Origin of the sequence: Collinsella sp. SGI.241 (genome assembly GCF_050312955.1) — a bacterium.
Taxonomy (GTDB): Bacteria; Actinomycetota; Coriobacteriia; order Coriobacteriales; family Coriobacteriaceae; genus Collinsella.
Genome location: NZ_JBNPKM010000009.1, coordinates 1 through 16908, shown reverse-complemented (window position 1 = coordinate 16908; position 16908 = coordinate 1). Strand labels below are relative to the sequence as shown.

Here is a 16908-nt window from a genome sequence, read left to right as displayed (position 1 = left end):
ACCTTGTGCAATCGAGGCGGCGATAGGCTATTTGTCTCAAAGATGCGCCGCGTGTAATTTGCCCGAGGCGTGGGCCGATGGCGTATCATTATCTCTTGCTTGTTTGCACTGCTCAGGGAGGGGCCGCGCATGGCGCAGGAACACGATCTGTTTGATGACATTATCGAGATCAGCAAGGGTTTCGACTTTCTTAAAAACCCACTTGGCGGCGTGACCGATGCGCTCGATCCGTCGGCGCCGCAGTGGAATCCTGCCGACTATAAGGAGCGTCCGCGCGGCAACACCATTCCGTGCCTGACCTGCAAAAACGAAAAGAGTGGCTGCTCCGCGTGCATGGATGTGTGCCCGGTCAACGCTATCGAGGTCGAGGAAGACTCCATCGAGATTCTCGACTCCTGCCGCAAGTGCGGCCTGTGCGCCGCTGCCTGTCCGACCGAGGCAATCATCTCGCCGCGCCTGGCGCCCAAAAACCTGTATGACGACATTGTCTCGGCGGCAACGAGCCACGAGACCGCCTACGTCACCTGCACGCGCGCCCTCAAGCGCATGCCGCGCGAGAACGAGGTCGTCGTTGCCTGCGTGGGCGATATTACGGCCGAGACCTGGTTCTCGGTACTGGCGGACTATCCCAACGTGAGCGTGTACCTTCCGCTGGGCGTGTGCGATAAATGCCGCAACACCGGTGGCGAGGATATCCTGGGCGAGGCGATTGCGAAGGCTGAGGAGTGGTCTGGCACGGGTATGGGCCTGGAGGTCGACCCCAAGAGCCTCAAGTGCCATAAGCTCCGCGAGTACGAGCGCAAGGAGTACATGGAAAAGATTGCCCGCACGACGGGTCTGACGGTGACCAAGCTCAACCCGGCGACGGCGGCGCTGGCCTCGGTGACGCAAAAGTTGAAGGCCCATCGCCATCAGATCACCCAGCTGGAGCGCACGCTCAACACCATGTGCGGCACCACGACGGCAAAGCGTCGCCGTTCGCTCACGCACGGGCGGCAGCTGGTGCTTTCGACACTGCAGAACCATCCCGAGCTTGCCCAGAACATGCAGGTGAGCACGCCGGAGTGCGATTTTGACAAGTGCACGTCGTGTGGCGAGTGCGTCAATGTATGCCCCACGTTCGCCTGCGATTTGGTGGGAAGCGGCCGCTTCGCGTTGGAGTCCACGTATTGTTTGGGCTGCGGTGCCTGTGTCAAGGTTTGTCCCGAACATGCGCTCAAGCTGGTCGAACACGATGCGTCCAACTTGGTTGTCATCGACCCCGAAGCCGAGGAAAAGGCCGCTCAGAAGGCCAAAGCCCACGAAGAGGCCCAAAAGGTAAAAGCCGAGGCGAAGGCCAAGCTCGACAAGATGCTCGACCAGGTGGAGAAGCTCGCGGACTAGCCAGCTACCCCAATCTCTGCTTCATTTGCGCCGCCGCGGTGTCCGGATTCGCCCGGATGCTGCGGCGGCGCTATACTTATGCAGTTTGAAGTACCTGTACCAAAAGGAGCTGTCGTGTCCCTTTCCATCGGTATCGTGGGCCTGCCCAACGTGGGCAAGTCGACGCTGTTCACCGCGCTTACCAAAAAGACCGGCCTTGCCGCCAACTACCCGTTCGCCACGATCGACCCCAACGTGGGTATCGTCGATGTGCCCGATAGCCGCCTGCAAAAGCTCGCCGACATTGTCAACCCTGGCCGCATTGTGCCGGCTACGGTCGAGTTTGTCGACATCGCGGGCCTGGTGAAGGGTGCCAACGAGGGCGAGGGCCTGGGCAACCAGTTCTTGGCAAACATTCGCGAGACCGACGCTATCTGCGAGGTCGTGCGCTATTTTAAGGATCCCAACGTCATGCGTGAGGTGGGTCGCACGGGCGAGTTCGTCGATCCCGCCGGCGATGCCGACACCATCATGACCGAGCTTATCCTGGCCGACATGGGCACGCTCGAGAAGCAGCTGCCTAAGCTCGAGAAGGAGGCCAAGCGCGACAAGGAGCTCATGCCCAAGTTTGAGGTCGCCAAGCGCCTGCTCGCCTGGCTCAACGAGGGCAAGCGCGCCGCGTCCATGGAGATGACCGACGAGGAGCGCGCCGCTGCCAAGGGCCTGTTCCTACTCACCATGAAGCCCATCTTGTATGTGGCCAACGTGGACGAGGACATGCTCAACGAGGACCTGGCGCCCATCGATGGCGTCAAGCCACTGCCGATCTGCGCCAAGATCGAGGCCGAGCTTTCCGAGCTCGATCCCGAGGATGCGGCCGACTACCTGGAGAGCCTGGGCCTGGAGCAGCCCGGCCTGGACGTGCTCGCGCAGGCAGCCTACAAGCTGCTCGGTCTGCAGTCGTTCTTTACGGCTGGCGAGATGGAGGTCAAGGCCTGGACGGTGCGTCAGGGCGCGACCGCCCCGCAGGCCGCCGGTGTCATCCATACCGACTTTGAGCGCGGCTTTATTAAGGCCGAGGTCATTGGCTATGATGACTACATCGAGCTCGGTGGCGAGCAAGGCGCCAAGGCTGCAGGCAAGCTGCGCATCGAGGGCAAAGAGTATGTCATGGCCGATGGCGACGTCGTGCACTTCCGCTTTAACGTGTAAGGACGGCGAGCATGTTTAAATATGGAAAAAAAGCTGGCTACATGGGCATCGCGCTGCTGGTGCTTGCAGTGCTTCCGCTGGTGGTCGCAGCGTTTGTAATCCCCAACATTGGTCCCGAGGTGGCAACAAAGTTTAATGCCGCCGGTGAGGTGACGCGCTGGGGCAAGAGCTACGAGCTGCTGGCATTGCCGGTGCTCAACCTGCTGCTGAGCGTGGCGACGTACTTTACGGCGGGACGCCAGGCAAAGAACAATGAGGACTCTGCCGCCATGGCGCGCATCGTGTGCGAGCGCTACCTGCGAAACGGCTGCATCACGGGCGCATTCCTCAACGTAATTAACGTCTACTTTATGTATTCGGCGATTACCGGCACAGGCTTTGGCCTGGGCTTTTAGCTTGCGCCTTTAGGCAACGAGCCTGCAAGCATATTCGATGGCTGCTGCGAGGCCGCCGCTCGATCGTGGTTGAAAGACCACATCGGCGGCGGCCTCGTTTTCGTATCCGGCACCGCGAAGGCAGAGCGCGATACCGGCTTCCAAGAGAAGGGGCAGGCCACACTGGCTGGTTGTGATTACGGCAGCCTGATTGAGTGAGCAGCCGTGCGCTTGGCATTGGATGGCAAGTTCACCTTGCGCCGGGCAAGGGACCAAAACGGCGGCGACGCGACTTGATAGCAATGCAAATGCTGTGCGCTCATCGGGCGAAAGGCATTCTGCTTCAACGACGACGAGCTTGGGCGGTGCGCTGTTTGCGCGAAGCGTGGCTCGGTACATGCGGACCGAAGAACCCGACATAGAAAACTCCTGTATATTGGGCAAAACGTAAACTATAGTTTACGTTTTTGTTTTGCTCCATTTCAAACTCGTCTGCATGAACGAACATGCGAAACAGATTCTTGGCGAGCGAGTCGAGCGGACGCGCAAGGCCCTTGGTATCTCCAAGGTCGATTTTTGCGTGGCGGTTGGGATCAGCCGACCTTATCTCGATCAAATCGAAAGCGGAACGGCAAACAGCACGCTCGAGATTTTATTTAAACTTGCGCCCGCGCTTGGCATGACGGTGTCAGAGCTTCTCGAGGGCATTGAGTAGGCGTTTTTGCTAGATTTGTCGTTTGCTGAACGGGTCCCCCCGACGGCGGCGTGCAAAAACCCGAGTATTCAGCATCCCTCAATAAATTGACAGCAACCGAAGGCGCAAATACGATGCTTGCTGTTTTGGATTATCCACAAAATTCATTATTATGAGGAATAATAGACGCGCGGGACGAGCCTATCGAACCGAAAAGCGATCTACAGCTAGCGGTTTTAACGTTTCCGGAAGGGGCGGGTGCTGAAAACTCCGTTTTTTGCACGTTCCGAGAGGTACCACGTGCCCTACAAGGCCCAAAGAGACGGATTTTGTTTTAGCTACACCATCGGGATGCGGTCATGGTTGACTTGGCTGTAGAACAGGCGCTGAATCTCGGCCGCATCACGTGACTGGCCGAGCGCCCACATGGTCTTGGCCACGAGCGTTTCGGTGGTCATATCGTCGCCGCGCAAAATACCCGGATGGTCGGCGTAGGCACGGCCGACCTCATAAACACCCAGATCGAGGCCCTCTTCGGGGACCTGTGTGGTCATAACGACGGTGCGACCCGAATCGACCCAGCGGAAAATCGCCTCCTGGAATGACTCGCCGGACTCGCCAAACTCGGGAATACCGCCAATGCCAAAGGTCTCCAGAATTACGGCGTCGTAGCTATCGGTCAGGGCGTCCAATATGCCTGGATTCACGCCGGGCGTGAGCTTAAGGACAAACACGCGCGGGTCGATACTGTCGTAGAAACGAACCGGGCTCTCATTCTGGTGAGTGCCGTGGAGCCCGTTGCGCACGATACGGTCGTTGCGGATGTAGGCAATGGGCGGATAGTTGACGCTGATGAACGCGTTAAAGCTCATGGTGCGCTGCTTGCGGGCGCGCGTGCCGGCGATGGCCACACCGCCAAACACGATTGAGACGTCGTGCGAATGCTCGTCGAGCGCATAGAGCAGGCTCTGGTACAGATTGAGCTTGGCATCGGTAAAGGGGTTGCCCATGGGCTTTTGCGAGCCGGTGAGCACGATGGGCTTGGGGCTGTCCTGAATCAGGTAAGAAAGCGCCGCCGCGGTGTAGCTCATGGTGTCGGTGCCGTGCAGAATCACGAAGCCGTCGTGGTCAGCATAACCCTCGACGATGACGTCGCGGATACGCATCCAGTCACTCGGACGCATATTGGTGCTGTCGATGTTCATGGGCTGCACGACGTCGAGCTCGCAGAGGCCCGAGATCTCGGGGACGCTCTGGGCGAGTTCCTCACCGGTTAGGGCGGGGGAGAGGCCGTTACCGTCCTCGGTCGATGCGATGGTGCCGCCCGTGGCGATGAGAAGGATGCGCTTCATGTTGGTGTTCCTATCGTATTTGCCGCCCCAGAGGCGGAGTCGTTCGGCAGTATTGTGGCACAGGGTGTCCAATGTTCAAACGTATTACATCATCTGTAACGTTTGATAACACTTCAATTGCCGTCAAATAGGGGCCCTGGTCGTGCGTTTGCCGTGCGCTGACGGCTGCGAGGGGCGAGAAACCCCATATAACGTGTACACTATGGAGGTTATTTTCGTTCATTCACGCGGGTGGGCACCGGCTCCCCGCCAAAAAGAGGGGGAAACCATGGATCAAAAGGCTTCCGCAAAGGTCCTCGTACTCGACTTTGGTGCGCAGTACGGTCAGCTCATTGCCCGTCGCGTCCGCGACCTCAACGTGTATTCCGAGATTGTTCCCTGCGACATCTCGGCCGATGAGATTCGCGAGATGAACGCCTCTGCGCTCATCCTTTCCGGCGGCCCGGCCTCCGTGTATGCCGAGGACGCTCCGTCCATCGATCCTGCCATCTTTGACCTGGGCCTTCCCGTCCTGGGCTTCTGCTACGGCCATCAGATCACGGCCGTGACGCTCGGCGGCAAGGTCGGCCACTCAGAGGTGGGCGAGTACGGCCGTGCTACCATCACACGCACGGCCGGCGCCAAGCTCTTTAACTCTACGCCCATGAAGCAAACCGTGTGGATGAGCCACCGCGACGCCGTGTCCGAGGTGCCCGAGGGCTTTACCGTTACCGCCAGCACCGACGTGTGCCCGGTTGCCGCCATGGAGTGCCCCGAGCGCAAGATTTTCACCACGCAGTTCCACCCCGAGGTCAAGCACTCCGAGTACGGTCAGCAGCTGCTGAGCAACTTCCTGTTTGAGATCTGCGGCCTGGAGCCCAACTGGAGCATGGACAACCTGGTCGAGACCATGACGGCCGAGTTCCGCGAGAAGGTCGGCGACGACCGCGTGATTCTGGCCCTGTCCGGTGGCGTCGACTCCTCCGTCGTGGCTGCGCTGGGCGCTCGCGCCGTGGGCAAGCAGATGACCTGTGTGTTCATCAACCACGGCCTGCTGCGCAAGGGCGAGCCCGAGCAGGTGGAGGAGGTCTTCACCAAGCAGTTCGATGTCGACTTTATCCACGTTCACGCCGAGGACCGTTATGCCGAGCTTCTGGCCGGCGTGACCGAGCCCGAGGAGAAGCGCCGCATCATCGGTACTCAGTTCTGGAAAGAGTTCTTCGCCGTGGCGCAGCAGCTCGAGACCGATGGCAAGTCGGTCAAGTACCTGGCTCAGGGCACCATCTACCCCGACATCATCGAGTCCGGCGCTCGCAAGACGGGCGGCAAGACGGCCACCATCAAGAGCCATCACAACCTGATCCCGTTCCCCGAGGGCGTACACTTCGACCTCATTGAGCCGCTTGATCACTTCTTTAAGGACGAGGTTCGCGCGCTTGGTCTGGCACTGGGCCTGCCGGGTCATATCGTGTTCCGTCAGCCTTTCCCGGGCCCGGGTCTGGCCATCCGCATCATCGGTGCGGTCGACAAGGAGAAGCTCGAGATCCTCAAGAACGCCGATGCCATCGTGCGCGAGGAGCTGGATGCCTACAACCAGCGCCTGTTTGAGCAGACCGGCGAGCGCAACTCCGAGCACAGCTGCTGGCAGTATTTCGCGGTCCTGCCCGACATCAAGTCCGTTGGCGTTATGGGCGACGAGCGCACCTATCAGCGCCCGATCATCCTGCGTGCCGTCGAATCCAGTGATGCCATGACCGCCGACTGGGCCAAGCTGCCCTACGATGTGCTGGCCCGCATTTCCGGCCGCATCGTTGCCGAGGTTCCCGGCGCCAACCGCGTGTGCTATGACATCACGTCCAAGCCGCCCGCGACCATTGAGTGGGAATAGGAGAAGATTGGGAATAGAATTCCCAATTTTAGTAGGAACAGCGTAATTAGGTACGCGAATGGGAAGGGGAGTCCCGCGGGACTCCCCTCTGTTTAGATCGAGAATTAGAACGGTAACGTCACGTATGCTTTATGCGTGCTTGCATTTGCGATACGCGGCTAACGCGATGCCGACTGCTATCAGGGCTGCTGCACTGAAGCAAAGGGATGCCACGAGTGCCATCTGGTTGTCACCGGTCCGGGGGATTGTTGAGTTGGTGGGAGCGGAGTCGGCATTCTTCTCCCACTGGGCGTACAGGGTGGTGTCCTGGTCTGCGTTCTTCTTGGGGTCGAAGGCCTGCTTGCCTTCCTTGTCGTAGGTCCAGCCTTTGAAGGTATAGCCTTCGGCGGTGGGGTCATCGATAAGGGTGATGGGCTTGCCCTTCTCGGTCTGCTTGGTCACACTGTCGCCGTGGCCGTTCATGTCGAAGGTGACATCGACCATTTCGATGATGGGAGTGGAGGGAGTTTCCCAGACAGCCGTGAAAGTGATGTTTTCTTTAGCTGTGTATTCGCCTTTAAGGGGATCGGTGCCTTCGGAGCCCTTAGGAATCCAGCCAACGAATGAGTAGTCGCCGTCAGTGCCGAGGTCAGGGAGTTCGACGACTTGGCCCTTGTTCACGGTCACGGCTTCAGGTGCGGTCCCGAATTCGGATTCGAAGGAAACGGTGACCTTTTCCTTTTCGGTCCATTTGGCGTAGACGGTCATGCTTGTAGCGGCGGTGCCGTTGAACGAGGTGGTGAGGCTCTCATCGGTGAACCAGCCGCCGAAGTCATAATTCGGGTCTGTGGGCTGGGGCAGGGTGACGGACGTCCCCTTCTTGACCGTAATGGGGTTGATGATCTGGGTTCCGTGGCTGTTCATATTGAAGGTCACGGTGACGGTTTCGTAAAGCTCTGCTTTAGTGAATCGGGTAGTGGGTTTCGAGCCTTTAATGGGAGATGCTGCTTGATTGGTAGGAAGAATATCTTCACCAAAATAGGCGGTTAATACTGATCCATCTTCCGTTGTCAACTCAAGGACAGATGGGTGAATTTTATCTCCGCCGTTATTCGTGATATGGGCCTCCAGGTGATCGCCCGAGCCAGCTACTTTTATTTCAAGCGGAAGGTTCTTTCCACCTGTTTCTGGAACGACATATCCCGGCGTTAGGACTCTATTCCAAGTGGCAATGGGTCCCTCGCCTTCAGCCCAGGCGTAATTCTGGGTGCCGGAGAAGGTGAAAGCGCAAACGCCGACGATGGCTGCGAGCGTGAGGACGAAAACCGTCCGGCGCCTGGCCAAGGTCTCTTTAACCTGTATCTTCATCGTATCCTCCAATTCAAGCGTGCGTTCCCTATTGCAACATTGCATTTCATGTTAACAGAGAATTATTTTCGGGCATGTCCCTTGCTCGGCTCGGGCTTGCTCTGGGCGGGGATGCTTCGCGGTCTTGATGGGGTGGGTGCCTAATTCGAAGGAGGCAGAATCTGGTTTGGTGGTGCAAAAAAGTAACAAATATGATTTATTAGAGAGGTAATTACATTCAAACGACGCATAGCCAACAAAGATTCGGTTATTCTTTACCAAATCGAAAAAACGCAGCAACACACTGTACGTCGTGTTGCGTTTTACGTTGGTTCAATTCGATACGATTGGAGCATACATGAGCTTCATGGATGCCAAATTCTCCAAATGGGGAGAGGTCGAAACTGCAGTTCTCTCCCAATCGCTTGCGAAAAGATTTGCGAGGGTGATGCTGGCGGCAGTGCTGGCAGCATCTTTTCTGCCCGTCGCAGCTTTCGCTGATGAGGGCGGGGCGGTAAGCGATCCCGTTGGCAATGCATTCAAAGGCCCTGATAAGATTCAGTACGGCGTTGCTGCACAATATACCAATATGACATCAAGGTCTGAATATAAATGGGATTATATTCGTGACAATGACGGTGGAGATGTCACAATCTCGTATCTTGATAATCTTTATCCTAATCACAAGACCGTTTCTGTAATGGGAACTCAAGTCGGCCACGTGACCTTGGTGGTTTCGGGAGGTGATGTGGATGAGGAACGATTCGAAATCGAGATTACAAAGCGTAACGTAACTCTTAAGTCCACAAACGTCTCAAAAACCTATGACGGCGAACCTCTTGCCTGTCCCGTATCAGTTGATCCTGGTTTTGCTACGTTTGACGATGTTTATTGCATATCGACTAGTTCTCGGACCAATGTTGGCATAACGAATAATAATACGTTTGAGATAATATTTATTAAGGGTAGTCCCGACTCTTACAATATTACCAAGTTTGAAACAGGTATAGTGGAGATCACACCACGTGTGGTCACCCTGACCTCCGCGAGTGGTTCGAAGGAGTACGACGGCGAGCCCCTGACCAATCACAAGGTCACCGTTGGGGAGGCTACCCGGGATACTGGTTGGGTCGATGGCCAAGGTGCCACCTATTCTTTCACCGGCTCGCAGAAGATCGTCGGCTCCTCTGAGAATGCATTCGAATGCATCCCCAACGAGGGAACCAATCTGGACAACTATCAGATCAACAAGACGTACGGAACCCTGACCGTTACCGACCGTAGCGAGAAGTACCATATCACCCTCACTCCTAACTCCAAGTCCGTGGCCTACGACGGCACCGAGAAGTCCGTATCCGGTTTCGAGACCCTGGAGTTCCATATCAATGGTCAGACCTTCTACGTTTCCGGCGTTGAGGCTTCTGCAACGGGCACCGATGCAGGCGAGTACCCTGTAACGAAAAGCGGTCAGGCGGTCGTGACCGATGCCGAGGGCAACGATGTGACCGACCAGTTCATCGTGAACATCGACGATGCCAAGCTGACCATCGTCGGGGTCGACTCCGATAAGTCTGCATCCAATCTCCCTCACACCGGCGATAGCGCCGCCCTCTATGCAATGGGCATCTGCGGCGTTGCGATCGCTGCCGGTGCTGGGGCGCTCTTCACGTTCAGAAAGCGCAACAACTATAAATAAGCACGGATACCATTGGTGCAGCTCCATTGAAATGAAGCGCTAAGATAATCAGCAAAGGGGCCTTCCCGTCTGGGAAGGCCCCAACTTTGTGCGCGAGCATGGCATGTCAGAGAGCAAGCGTTTTGTTGAGGGAGTAAATTGTTTGCCAGCAGCCTCTGACCATGCTAAATCTGTCTACTATTCAAACAGAAAAACGAGCAGCTCAACATATTTTCCTGCAGAAAAGAATACGGCAGTGCACGCAACGCGGCCGGCCCCTTCCCTTCCTGCCGAAATCCCCACGACTGCCATCCGCTTTTTCTATGCAAATATTCACAAAAACGCGAAAAAGGAATAAAAATACCTTATCGATTATTTGAACGAGAAAGGGAACACAATGGGTAGACTCGAAGGCAAAGTTGCTATCGTAACGGGCTCCACCAGCGGCATTGGCATCGGTATCGCAAAGGTATACGCAGCCGAGGGCGCGACGGTTGTTATTAGTGGTCGTCGTGCCGAAAAAGGCCAAGTTGTAGTTGATCAAATTGTTGAAGCAGGCGGCAAGGCAAGCTTCCACTATTTCGACATTACCGAACCAGCAAGCATCGAAGCGCTTATTGCAGACACTGTAGAGCAATACGGCAAGCTCGATATTTTGGTAAACAATGCAGCAAACGTTGCCCTCAAGGACGGTCGTGTTGACGAGCTCACCCTTGAAATGTGGGACGCTATTTTGGAAAGCGACCTGCGCGGCACCTTCTATGCAACGAAGTGCGCTATCCCCTACATGAAAGAAATTGGTGGCGGCGCAATCGTAAACATTGGCTCTATGGCATCATGTGCAGGCGACTTAGGTTCTACCGCTTATGCATGCGCCAAGGCGGGCGTAGACATCTTCACGCAATACGTTGCCTTGCAATACGGCAAAGACAACATCCGCTGCAATTGCATCCGTCCAGGCTTGATTGTTACGCCAGAAAACGAGGCGAAGGTTCCTCAGATGCTCAAAGATATCTTCTTGGGTAGCATCATGGTTAACCGCTACGGTTGCCCAGAAGACATTGCTCATGCAGCCGTATATTTTGGCTCCGATGAAAGTACCTACACCACGGGACAGATCATCAACGTTGACGGCGGCATGAATTCGCACGCTCCAACCGTTGCTCAGTTCCGCCAGATGAATTCCCGCACGTGGTAATTCGTACAGGCGAATAGACCAGTACGAAAGCGCGAACGCGAGAATGCGGAAAGCGTGGACGCGTGAACGTGCTAGAGTGTGAAAGCGCGAAGGCGCGCATGACTGAATGCGCGAAAGCACACCACGCACGCAAAAGATTTCTTGCAGTTAAAATCTACATGGCCACCCTTTGCGGGTGGCCATGTTTTTTTGTGCAGGCAATCTGTTGGCTAAGGCTTATAGGACAAAATGTGTGTCCACGTTGGGGGCATCGGCGCAGGTCGATGCCCCTTTTTCAGCCGTATAAATTCCGTGCCCGCTTTTAACCGCTCGGACAGAATGTGTGTCCGGTTGCCTATCGTTCCCGCAGGTAGATAACCTTTTTCCGGAACCGTTAAATACCTTTTCGGAAGAGGTGTCCATGAAGGCCGTCTATTGCCCCTGCTGCGGCGGGCGGGCCTTCAGGAGCAGGACGGCCGAGTTCCGGGAGGTCTGGCCCACGCTCGCCCCCGACGGCGGGTTCGCCAAGGCCGTGCGCGAGACCTGGCCGCAAACCATGGTCCAGCGCTGCCTTTGGCATGATTTCTCCTAGGTGAACAGGCACACGACTAGCAGGCCGAGGCTGAGGGCGGCGATCGAGCTGAGGGGGCTGGCCGTCGACCTTATGTACGTTGAGACCCTGAGGGAGGCCGGGCAGCGGCGGGCGCCTTCTCGGCAGATACATCGATTGAAAGGCCTGATCCATTCTCGACAGGCACGATGCCGAACTCGTCCTCCAGCTGCAGAAGGAGGCCCAGGAGGTCTCGGGCGTTCTCTGCCCTGAAGTCCAACAGGCAAGCGGAGAGTTGTCGAGAGCTTCGGCGATGGCTTCCACCTGAGGCTGCTTGGGAGTCCTGAAATCCGTCTCATAGTGACGGATCGCGCCCTTGGAGACGCCGATTTTCTCGCCCAGCTCTCCCTGATAGAGCCCGCGAAGCTTACGGTAGTACCTGATTTTCTCGCCGGTCGTAAAGTGCGCTAAAACAAATTGGAGAGCGAGAAGCCCTTTCGGGATACTGCGTGTTTGCGTATTGCCGCAGTGCCGGTAAGGACTGCGAAGTCGCATAGATTGGCCCCCGCGGCTCTGCGGGACTAATGACCGCAGAGCCGCGGGGGCTTGTGTTCGAGGGTTTGTGAGCCGTTCTGTATTGCTGGCACCTTCTGGCGTGGTTCTATCCCTTGTAGACGATGCGGCCGTCGGAGATGGTGTAGATCACGCGCGTGTCAGAGATGGCCTTGGTATCGGCTTCGAGAATGTTGGTGTCCAGCACGACGAGATCGGCGAACTTGCCTACTTCAACGGTGCCGATAATATCGTCCATGAAGTTCTGGTAGGCGTCGTTCTTGGTGTAGGCCTCGAGCAGCTGGTAGGCAGTGAGCCCCTGTTCGGGCCAGCGGGTCATGTCGGTGTCCTCTTCCTCGGGATAGGGCGAGTTGCGGGTAACGCCAACCTCGATCGCATCGAGCGGGGCAAATGGAATGACGGGGGCGTCTGAGGAGCCGCTGATGCAGATGCCTGCCTCGGCCAAGTGCTTTGTTGGGTACAACGCCATGGCGCGCTCGTCGCCGATATAGGCGCGCTCCAGGTCCATGAGATCATCGTGGTACATCATCAGGAATTGGAGATTCGCCACTACATCCAAATCGGCCATGCGCTGGATATCCTCATCGGTAATGGCGCATACGTGGGTGATCGTGTGCCGCGCGTCGCGCTTCCCATTGGTCGCCCGAGCCTCCTCGAAGGCATCAAGGGTGCCGTGAACGGCGCCGTCGCCCATGGCGTGCACGTGCACCTGAACGCCTTCTGCATCAAAGTCGTGTACAAGACGGGTAAAGTCTTCCTGAGACCAGATGGGTTCGCCGCACCAATGATCGCCGAGTCCCGTTGATTCCTGGTAGGGTTCCAGGAAGACGGCGGTGCCTCTTTCGGTCACTCCGTCGTAGAAAATCTTCACGGTATTCGAAGAAATCATGTCTGTGGCGGAGTCGTTGTAGGACTTGATGGCGGAAAGCACCTCGTCATAGGTGCGGCCTTCTTTCATAGTGGGGACGACGTTCATGCGCAGGGTCAAATTGCCCTCGTCCTCCAACTCGTGATACATGTCGATAACATCAAGACCGCCTTGGGTGATATTTGTAATGCCGGTTATGCCATAGGAGTTTGCTTCCTTCATGAATTTGCGCATGGCCTTTTTCAGCTTATCGTTGGTCATGGTGTTGGGCATGATGGCGAACACAATTCCCTTGGCGGCATCGGAGACGCACCCCGAAGGCTCTCCCTTCTCATTGCGATAGAACAGGCCGCCTTCTGGGTCGGGGGTGTCGGCAGTTACGCCAGCCATTTCGAGGGCCTTGGAATTGACCCAAGCGGCGTGGTAGGAGACGTCGTGGATGAGAATGGGCTTATCGGGGCAGATGGCATCTAGATCTTCTTTCGAGGGCCCGGGATTCGAGCCGTCGGGAAGCTGGTAGGCATTGAGCATGAAAGGCGCTCCGATGTAGCCCTCCTCGTCGGGATGGGCCTCCACGAAGGCGCGGATTGCCTTGAGGTATTCCTCGTTGGTGGTAAGCCCCGTCAGGTCGATCTGGAAGAGGGCGTTGAACCAGTTGGCGGGGGCGTGGATGTGGCCGTCAATGAAGCCGGGGGAGACGAACTTGCCATCGAGGTCGATGACTTGAGTCTTGTCTCCTACGAAAGCATCGATGCCCGAATCGTCGCCCACGTACACGATCTTGTTGCCCGCGATAGCGACGGCTGATGCAACATCGCTTTCTGACACCATGGTCTGCACATGGCCGTTGCGGAGCACGATATCGGCAATGTTTTGATCGGCGGAACCGGGCGTGGCATTTGATCCAGGCTGCTCCCCGGATGCGCATCCCCAGAGTCCGCCCGAGAACGCGGCAGCCGCTAGGGCGCTCGATCCAATGACGAAACGACGGCGGCTGAGAGGTTGCTTCTGATGGGATGTGCTCATAAGACCCTCCTTAATTTGGTTGCAGCGCTGTCTCTTTTTTGCGCTGCAGTAATTCAACCTTAAGAGTCAGGGGGTCCTTTGTTAAGAAAAACAGAGAGGGATTTGAGATTAATCGGAGGATGATTTTCTATCCCCCTGTCCCTGAACAGCGAAAATGCAGGGAGACAAATCGGACGTTGGGGTAGTTTTAGCTTTGGGTGCTAAATCTTCTATAATGTTGCCGCTTGATGAAGGAGGAGTCGTGTCCCTCGCTTTTCTCTACAATGTGGCAAGTTGCATCGCCTATGCGTTTGTCAGTGCTGCCTATGGGACTCTGCATTATGTCGAGCGCAGGCGGGGCTATCTCTTCGTCGCGCTCACCTTCCTTGCGTATACGATAGATATTAATACTGTATTCATGTATGAGTTCGTTCCGGAATTCGCGATGCAATTCGAGGGCGCACGAAACGCCTATCCTATGTTCCGTGTTGCATTCAACATGGTGGTAATCCTCTTGTATCGGCTCGTTCTCGGCAGCTTGCTCTCGCGCAGCTTCTCTCTCGTAGAGGGATTTTTTTGGGCAGTTTGCATGATGGTGGCTTTGGCAAGTGGCGCTTCGTCAGTCGAATCGGTTGCACTATGGCGCGAGTTTCTCTTTACCAGGTTGTTGGCGATCTGGGTAATAGGGTACGGCATCTGCTGTTTGGCGGCAGAGTTTCGACACATGAGCCAATGGCGATGGGTTCTCTCGCTCTTACTTGTGCTCATATATGCCTTGGCGGAAGCGGCAACGTATTTGGCCTTTGGACAGGAGGGCGGCGCGCGCTCTGCCTCTCCTCGTAGGGTCCCCGTTGAGATTATGGCGCTTTGCTTCACCGTGGCTGCATATGTCTTTCTTGCACATCATCGGCGGATACGTAATGTGCGGTTGGCGGAATCCCTTGTGCCCTGGATCGCTCGCGAATACGGGCTGACCAAGCGCGAGGAAGTACTGTTGTCGCTCCTTGAAAAGGGCGCATCGAACAAGGAGATTGCTGAGCAAGAATGCATTTCCGTCAACACGGTGAAAACCCACATATCGAATATTTACGCCAAGCTTGGTGTGAGTAGCCGAGACGAGCTTGCGCAAAAACTTAGAAAGGAACTGAGCGGCCGCAAGAGGGCCGGGCTCTGAGAGGCTGGGGGTCGGTGCGGCTATGCGGCCGCCCCCTACGGGAGCAGCTCGTCTACGTATTCTTGGGTGTCGGGCGCGTCGGTTCCTTAGAACGGAGGCGCAAGGTGTTGACAGCGGCGCACAGGGCGAAGAAACCAGTTCAATATCAATCCGTCTAGGCGTTAGGACTAGTTAGGATTAGTTAGGATTAGCTAGGATTAGCCAGGGTAAGGTGTGCGGTGAGCTAATGTAATCTGAAAATAATCCTGGTTATTTCTTCTCAAAACTACGGGTGCGCCCCATGCTGTGTGGCGCAAGGGAGCGTCTCGCTCATTTCGGGGCGCTTCATGGGAGCGCGGTCCGCAAGGGGCGGTCCGGCCAACGAATTTTGAAGGAGATTTCAATGGTCAAAGATTACATCGACACCAACGACTTCACAAAAGAAGAGCTGCTCGGCATGGTAGATCTGGCCATCGCCATGAAGGGGCTCATCAAGGAGGGCGGCGAGTACCCGCACCTGCTGAAGGACAAGACCCTCGGCATGATTTTCCAGCAGGTGTCCACCCGTACCCGCATCTCCTTCGAGACGGCCATGACCGACCTCGGCGGTCACGCCGAGTTCTTCGGCCCCGGCTCCATCCAGCTGGGTGGCCATGAGTCCATCGAGGACTCCGGCCGCGTTATGGGAAGCCTCGTCGACATCCTCATGGCCCGCGTCGATCGTCATAAGGATGTAGTGAGCTTGGCGAAGTACTCCGCGGCCCCCGTCATCAACGGCATGAGCGAGTACAACCATCCCACCCAGGAGCTCGGCGACCTCATGACCATGATCGAGAACCTCCCCGAGGGCAAGAAGATCGAGGACTGCAAGTTTGCCTGGATCGGCGATGCCACCCAGACCTGCGCGTCGCTCATGTTCATCTGCACGAAGATGGGCATGGACTTCGTGCAGTTCGGACCGAAGGGGCATCAGATTCCCGACGGCTGCCTGCATATTGGCACCGATGAGGAGCGCGCCGAGTTCGGCAAGCATCTCATGGCTATCGGCGAGGAGAACTGCAAGGTCTCCGGCGGCACCATCACCATTTCCGACGACATTTCCTGCATCGAGGGCGCCGACTTCGTGTACACCGATGTGTGGTACGGCCTCTACGACAGTGAAGTCTCCAGCTCCAGCTACATGGATGTGTTCTATCCGAAGTACCAGGTGACCTGGGATATGATGAACGTTGCCGGTCCGAACAGCATGTTCATGCACTGCCTGCCCGCCAACCGTGGCGAGGAAGTCGTCGACGAGGTCATGGACGATCCCGAGCGCTCCCTGTGCTGGGTCGAGGCCGAGAACCGCAAGCACTCCATTCGCGCCATCCTGGCCACTCTGTGCCCCCAGAGCGAGCCCGACGAGCAGAAGGCTGCGGCATACCGCGCCACCATCAATGAGCGCATGGCGGCCCTCGGTAAGCACGGTCTGTAAGACGTACCAGGTCGGGCGAGCTACGGCTCGCCCGCCTTCGCAGGAGATGGGCGACCTCATGGCCATCGGAGAGGAGAACTGCAAAGTCTCCGACGACAACCGAGTGCATCAAGGGCGCCGACTTCATCTACACCGACGTGTGGTATGGCCTGTGCGATGCTTTCTGATGAGCGGCAGCAGATGCTTGTCTCTTGCCGCCCATCATCTGCGCCACTGCGCGTAAGCACTGGCGCCCTGTCTGAAAAC

15 protein-coding genes and 1 pseudogene are annotated in these 16908 nt (G+C 56.7%); 11 read left to right on the top strand and 5 right to left on the bottom strand.

Features of this window, described 5'->3' with window-relative positions; genetic code table 11:
• Positions 1–129: 129 nt before the first annotated feature.
• From ACQQ92_RS05405 to ACQQ92_RS05395, 3 genes are all read left to right on the top strand, one after another.
• On the top strand, positions 130–1383 hold the full coding sequence (locus ACQQ92_RS05405) for a 4Fe-4S binding protein (protein ID WP_427795975.1): 1254 nt from the start codon (positions 130–132) through the stop codon (positions 1381–1383).
• Between the two features lie 114 nt (positions 1384–1497).
• Positions 1498–2574 (top strand): redox-regulated ATPase YchF, encoded by a 1077-nt coding sequence (gene ychF, locus ACQQ92_RS05400; RefSeq protein WP_089572784.1) that lies wholly within the window; start codon positions 1498–1500, stop codon positions 2572–2574.
• A gap of 11 nt (positions 2575–2585) precedes the next feature.
• The gene (locus ACQQ92_RS05395) at positions 2586–2969 is read left to right on the top strand and encodes a DUF1648 domain-containing protein (protein ID WP_154517947.1); all 384 of its coding nucleotides are present in this window, start codon (positions 2586–2588) and stop codon (positions 2967–2969) included.
• 9 nt (positions 2970–2978) lie between these two features.
• On the opposite strand, the gene ACQQ92_RS05390 is transcribed toward ACQQ92_RS05395, so the two are convergent.
• Positions 2979–3368, bottom strand: a complete 390-nt coding sequence (locus ACQQ92_RS05390) for a hypothetical protein (RefSeq protein WP_427795974.1) — start codon at positions 3366–3368, stop codon at positions 2979–2981.
• Positions 3369–3444: 76 nt separating this feature from the next.
• Here ACQQ92_RS05390 and ACQQ92_RS05385 point away from each other — a divergent pair, with 76 nt between their 5' ends.
• A complete protein-coding gene (locus ACQQ92_RS05385) occupies positions 3445–3663 on the top strand; it encodes a helix-turn-helix domain-containing protein (protein WP_427719445.1) in 219 nt (72 codons plus the stop codon).
• Between the two features lie 317 nt (positions 3664–3980).
• Here the strand turns inward: ACQQ92_RS05385 and ACQQ92_RS05380 are convergent, their stop codons facing one another.
• Positions 3981–4994, bottom strand: coding sequence for an asparaginase (locus tag ACQQ92_RS05380; protein ID WP_154517941.1), 1014 nt, complete (start codon positions 4992–4994; stop codon positions 3981–3983).
• Positions 4995–5262: 268 nt separating this feature from the next.
• Here ACQQ92_RS05380 and guaA point away from each other — a divergent pair, with 268 nt between their 5' ends.
• On the top strand, positions 5263–6861 hold the full coding sequence (gene guaA / locus ACQQ92_RS05375) for a glutamine-hydrolyzing GMP synthase (RefSeq protein ID WP_427795973.1): 1599 nt from the start codon (positions 5263–5265) through the stop codon (positions 6859–6861).
• Positions 6862–6990: 129 nt separating this feature from the next.
• On the opposite strand, the gene ACQQ92_RS05370 is transcribed toward guaA, so the two are convergent.
• Entirely contained in the window at positions 6991–8208 is a 1218-nt protein-coding gene (locus tag ACQQ92_RS05370; RefSeq protein WP_427795370.1) for an InlB B-repeat-containing protein, read from the bottom strand.
• Positions 8209–8545: 337 nt separating this feature from the next.
• On the opposite strand from ACQQ92_RS05370, the gene ACQQ92_RS05365 reads away from it, so the two are divergent.
• The 4 genes from ACQQ92_RS05365 to ACQQ92_RS05350 all read left to right on the top strand — a co-directional run bounded on the left by ACQQ92_RS05365 (position 8546) and on the right by ACQQ92_RS05350 (position 11631).
• Positions 8546–9883 carry an LPXTG cell wall anchor domain-containing protein gene (locus ACQQ92_RS05365; RefSeq protein ID WP_427795972.1) on the top strand — a complete coding sequence of 446 codons (1338 nt, stop codon included), beginning with the start codon at positions 8546–8548 and terminating at the stop codon, positions 9881–9883.
• Between the two features lie 103 nt (positions 9884–9986).
• Entirely contained in the window at positions 9987–10220 is a 234-nt protein-coding gene (locus tag ACQQ92_RS05360) for a hypothetical protein (protein WP_427729216.1), read from the top strand.
• A gap of 39 nt (positions 10221–10259) precedes the next feature.
• Positions 10260–11060: an SDR family NAD(P)-dependent oxidoreductase gene (locus tag ACQQ92_RS05355; RefSeq protein ID WP_123220203.1), complete on the top strand. Its 801-nt coding sequence runs from the start codon at positions 10260–10262 to the stop codon at positions 11058–11060.
• 400 nt (positions 11061–11460) lie between these two features.
• Complete coding sequence (locus ACQQ92_RS05350; RefSeq protein WP_427747580.1) at positions 11461–11631, top strand: hypothetical protein; 171 nt, start codon at positions 11461–11463, stop codon at positions 11629–11631.
• A gap of 306 nt (positions 11632–11937) precedes the next feature.
• On the opposite strand, the pseudogene ACQQ92_RS05345 reads toward ACQQ92_RS05350, so the two are convergent.
• A pseudogene (locus ACQQ92_RS05345) lies at positions 11938–12144 on the bottom strand (helix-turn-helix transcriptional regulator); the annotation flags it as partial.
• A 106-nt stretch (positions 12145–12250) separates the two neighbouring features.
• Positions 12251–14056: an amidohydrolase gene (locus ACQQ92_RS05340; RefSeq protein ID WP_427795971.1), complete on the bottom strand. Its 1806-nt coding sequence runs from the start codon at positions 14054–14056 to the stop codon at positions 12251–12253.
• A 241-nt stretch (positions 14057–14297) separates the two neighbouring features.
• On the opposite strand from ACQQ92_RS05340, the gene ACQQ92_RS05335 reads away from it, so the two are divergent.
• Positions 14298–15209, top strand: coding sequence for a response regulator transcription factor (locus tag ACQQ92_RS05335; protein WP_427729222.1), 912 nt, complete (start codon positions 14298–14300; stop codon positions 15207–15209).
• 382 nt (positions 15210–15591) lie between these two features.
• Positions 15592–16662 (top strand): putrescine carbamoyltransferase, encoded by a 1071-nt coding sequence (gene ptcA, locus ACQQ92_RS05330; RefSeq protein WP_154517924.1) that lies wholly within the window; start codon positions 15592–15594, stop codon positions 16660–16662.
• The last annotated feature ends 246 nt before the right edge of the window (positions 16663–16908 follow it).

Excerpts from the sequence above, each read along its gene's own strand:
- ACQQ92_RS05405 (WP_427795975.1), top strand. The coding sequence starts at position 130 with ATGGCGCAGGAACACGATCTGTTTGATGACATTATCGAGATCAGCAAG.
- ACQQ92_RS05395 (WP_154517947.1), top strand. The coding sequence starts at position 2,586 with ATGTTTAAATATGGAAAAAAAGCTGGCTACATGGGCATCGCGCTGCTG.
- ACQQ92_RS05390 (WP_427795974.1), bottom strand. The coding sequence starts at position 3,368 with ATGTCGGGTTCTTCGGTCCGCATGTACCGAGCCACGCTTCGCGCAAAC.
- ACQQ92_RS05385 (WP_427719445.1), top strand. The coding sequence starts at position 3,445 with ATGAACGAACATGCGAAACAGATTCTTGGCGAGCGAGTCGAGCGGACG.
- ACQQ92_RS05380 (WP_154517941.1), bottom strand. The coding sequence starts at position 4,994 with ATGAAGCGCATCCTTCTCATCGCCACGGGCGGCACCATCGCATCGACC.
- guaA (WP_427795973.1), top strand. The coding sequence starts at position 5,263 with ATGGATCAAAAGGCTTCCGCAAAGGTCCTCGTACTCGACTTTGGTGCG.
- ACQQ92_RS05370 (WP_427795370.1), bottom strand. The coding sequence starts at position 8,208 with ATGAAGATACAGGTTAAAGAGACCTTGGCCAGGCGCCGGACGGTTTTC.
- ACQQ92_RS05365 (WP_427795972.1), top strand. The coding sequence starts at position 8,546 with ATGAGCTTCATGGATGCCAAATTCTCCAAATGGGGAGAGGTCGAAACT.
- ACQQ92_RS05360 (WP_427729216.1), top strand. The coding sequence starts at position 9,987 with ATGTCAGAGAGCAAGCGTTTTGTTGAGGGAGTAAATTGTTTGCCAGCA.
- ACQQ92_RS05355 (WP_123220203.1), top strand. The coding sequence starts at position 10,260 with ATGGGTAGACTCGAAGGCAAAGTTGCTATCGTAACGGGCTCCACCAGC.
- ACQQ92_RS05350 (WP_427747580.1), top strand. The coding sequence starts at position 11,461 with ATGAAGGCCGTCTATTGCCCCTGCTGCGGCGGGCGGGCCTTCAGGAGC.
- ACQQ92_RS05340 (WP_427795971.1), bottom strand. The coding sequence starts at position 14,056 with ATGAGCACATCCCATCAGAAGCAACCTCTCAGCCGCCGTCGTTTCGTC.
- ptcA (WP_154517924.1), top strand. The coding sequence starts at position 15,592 with ATGGTCAAAGATTACATCGACACCAACGACTTCACAAAAGAAGAGCTG.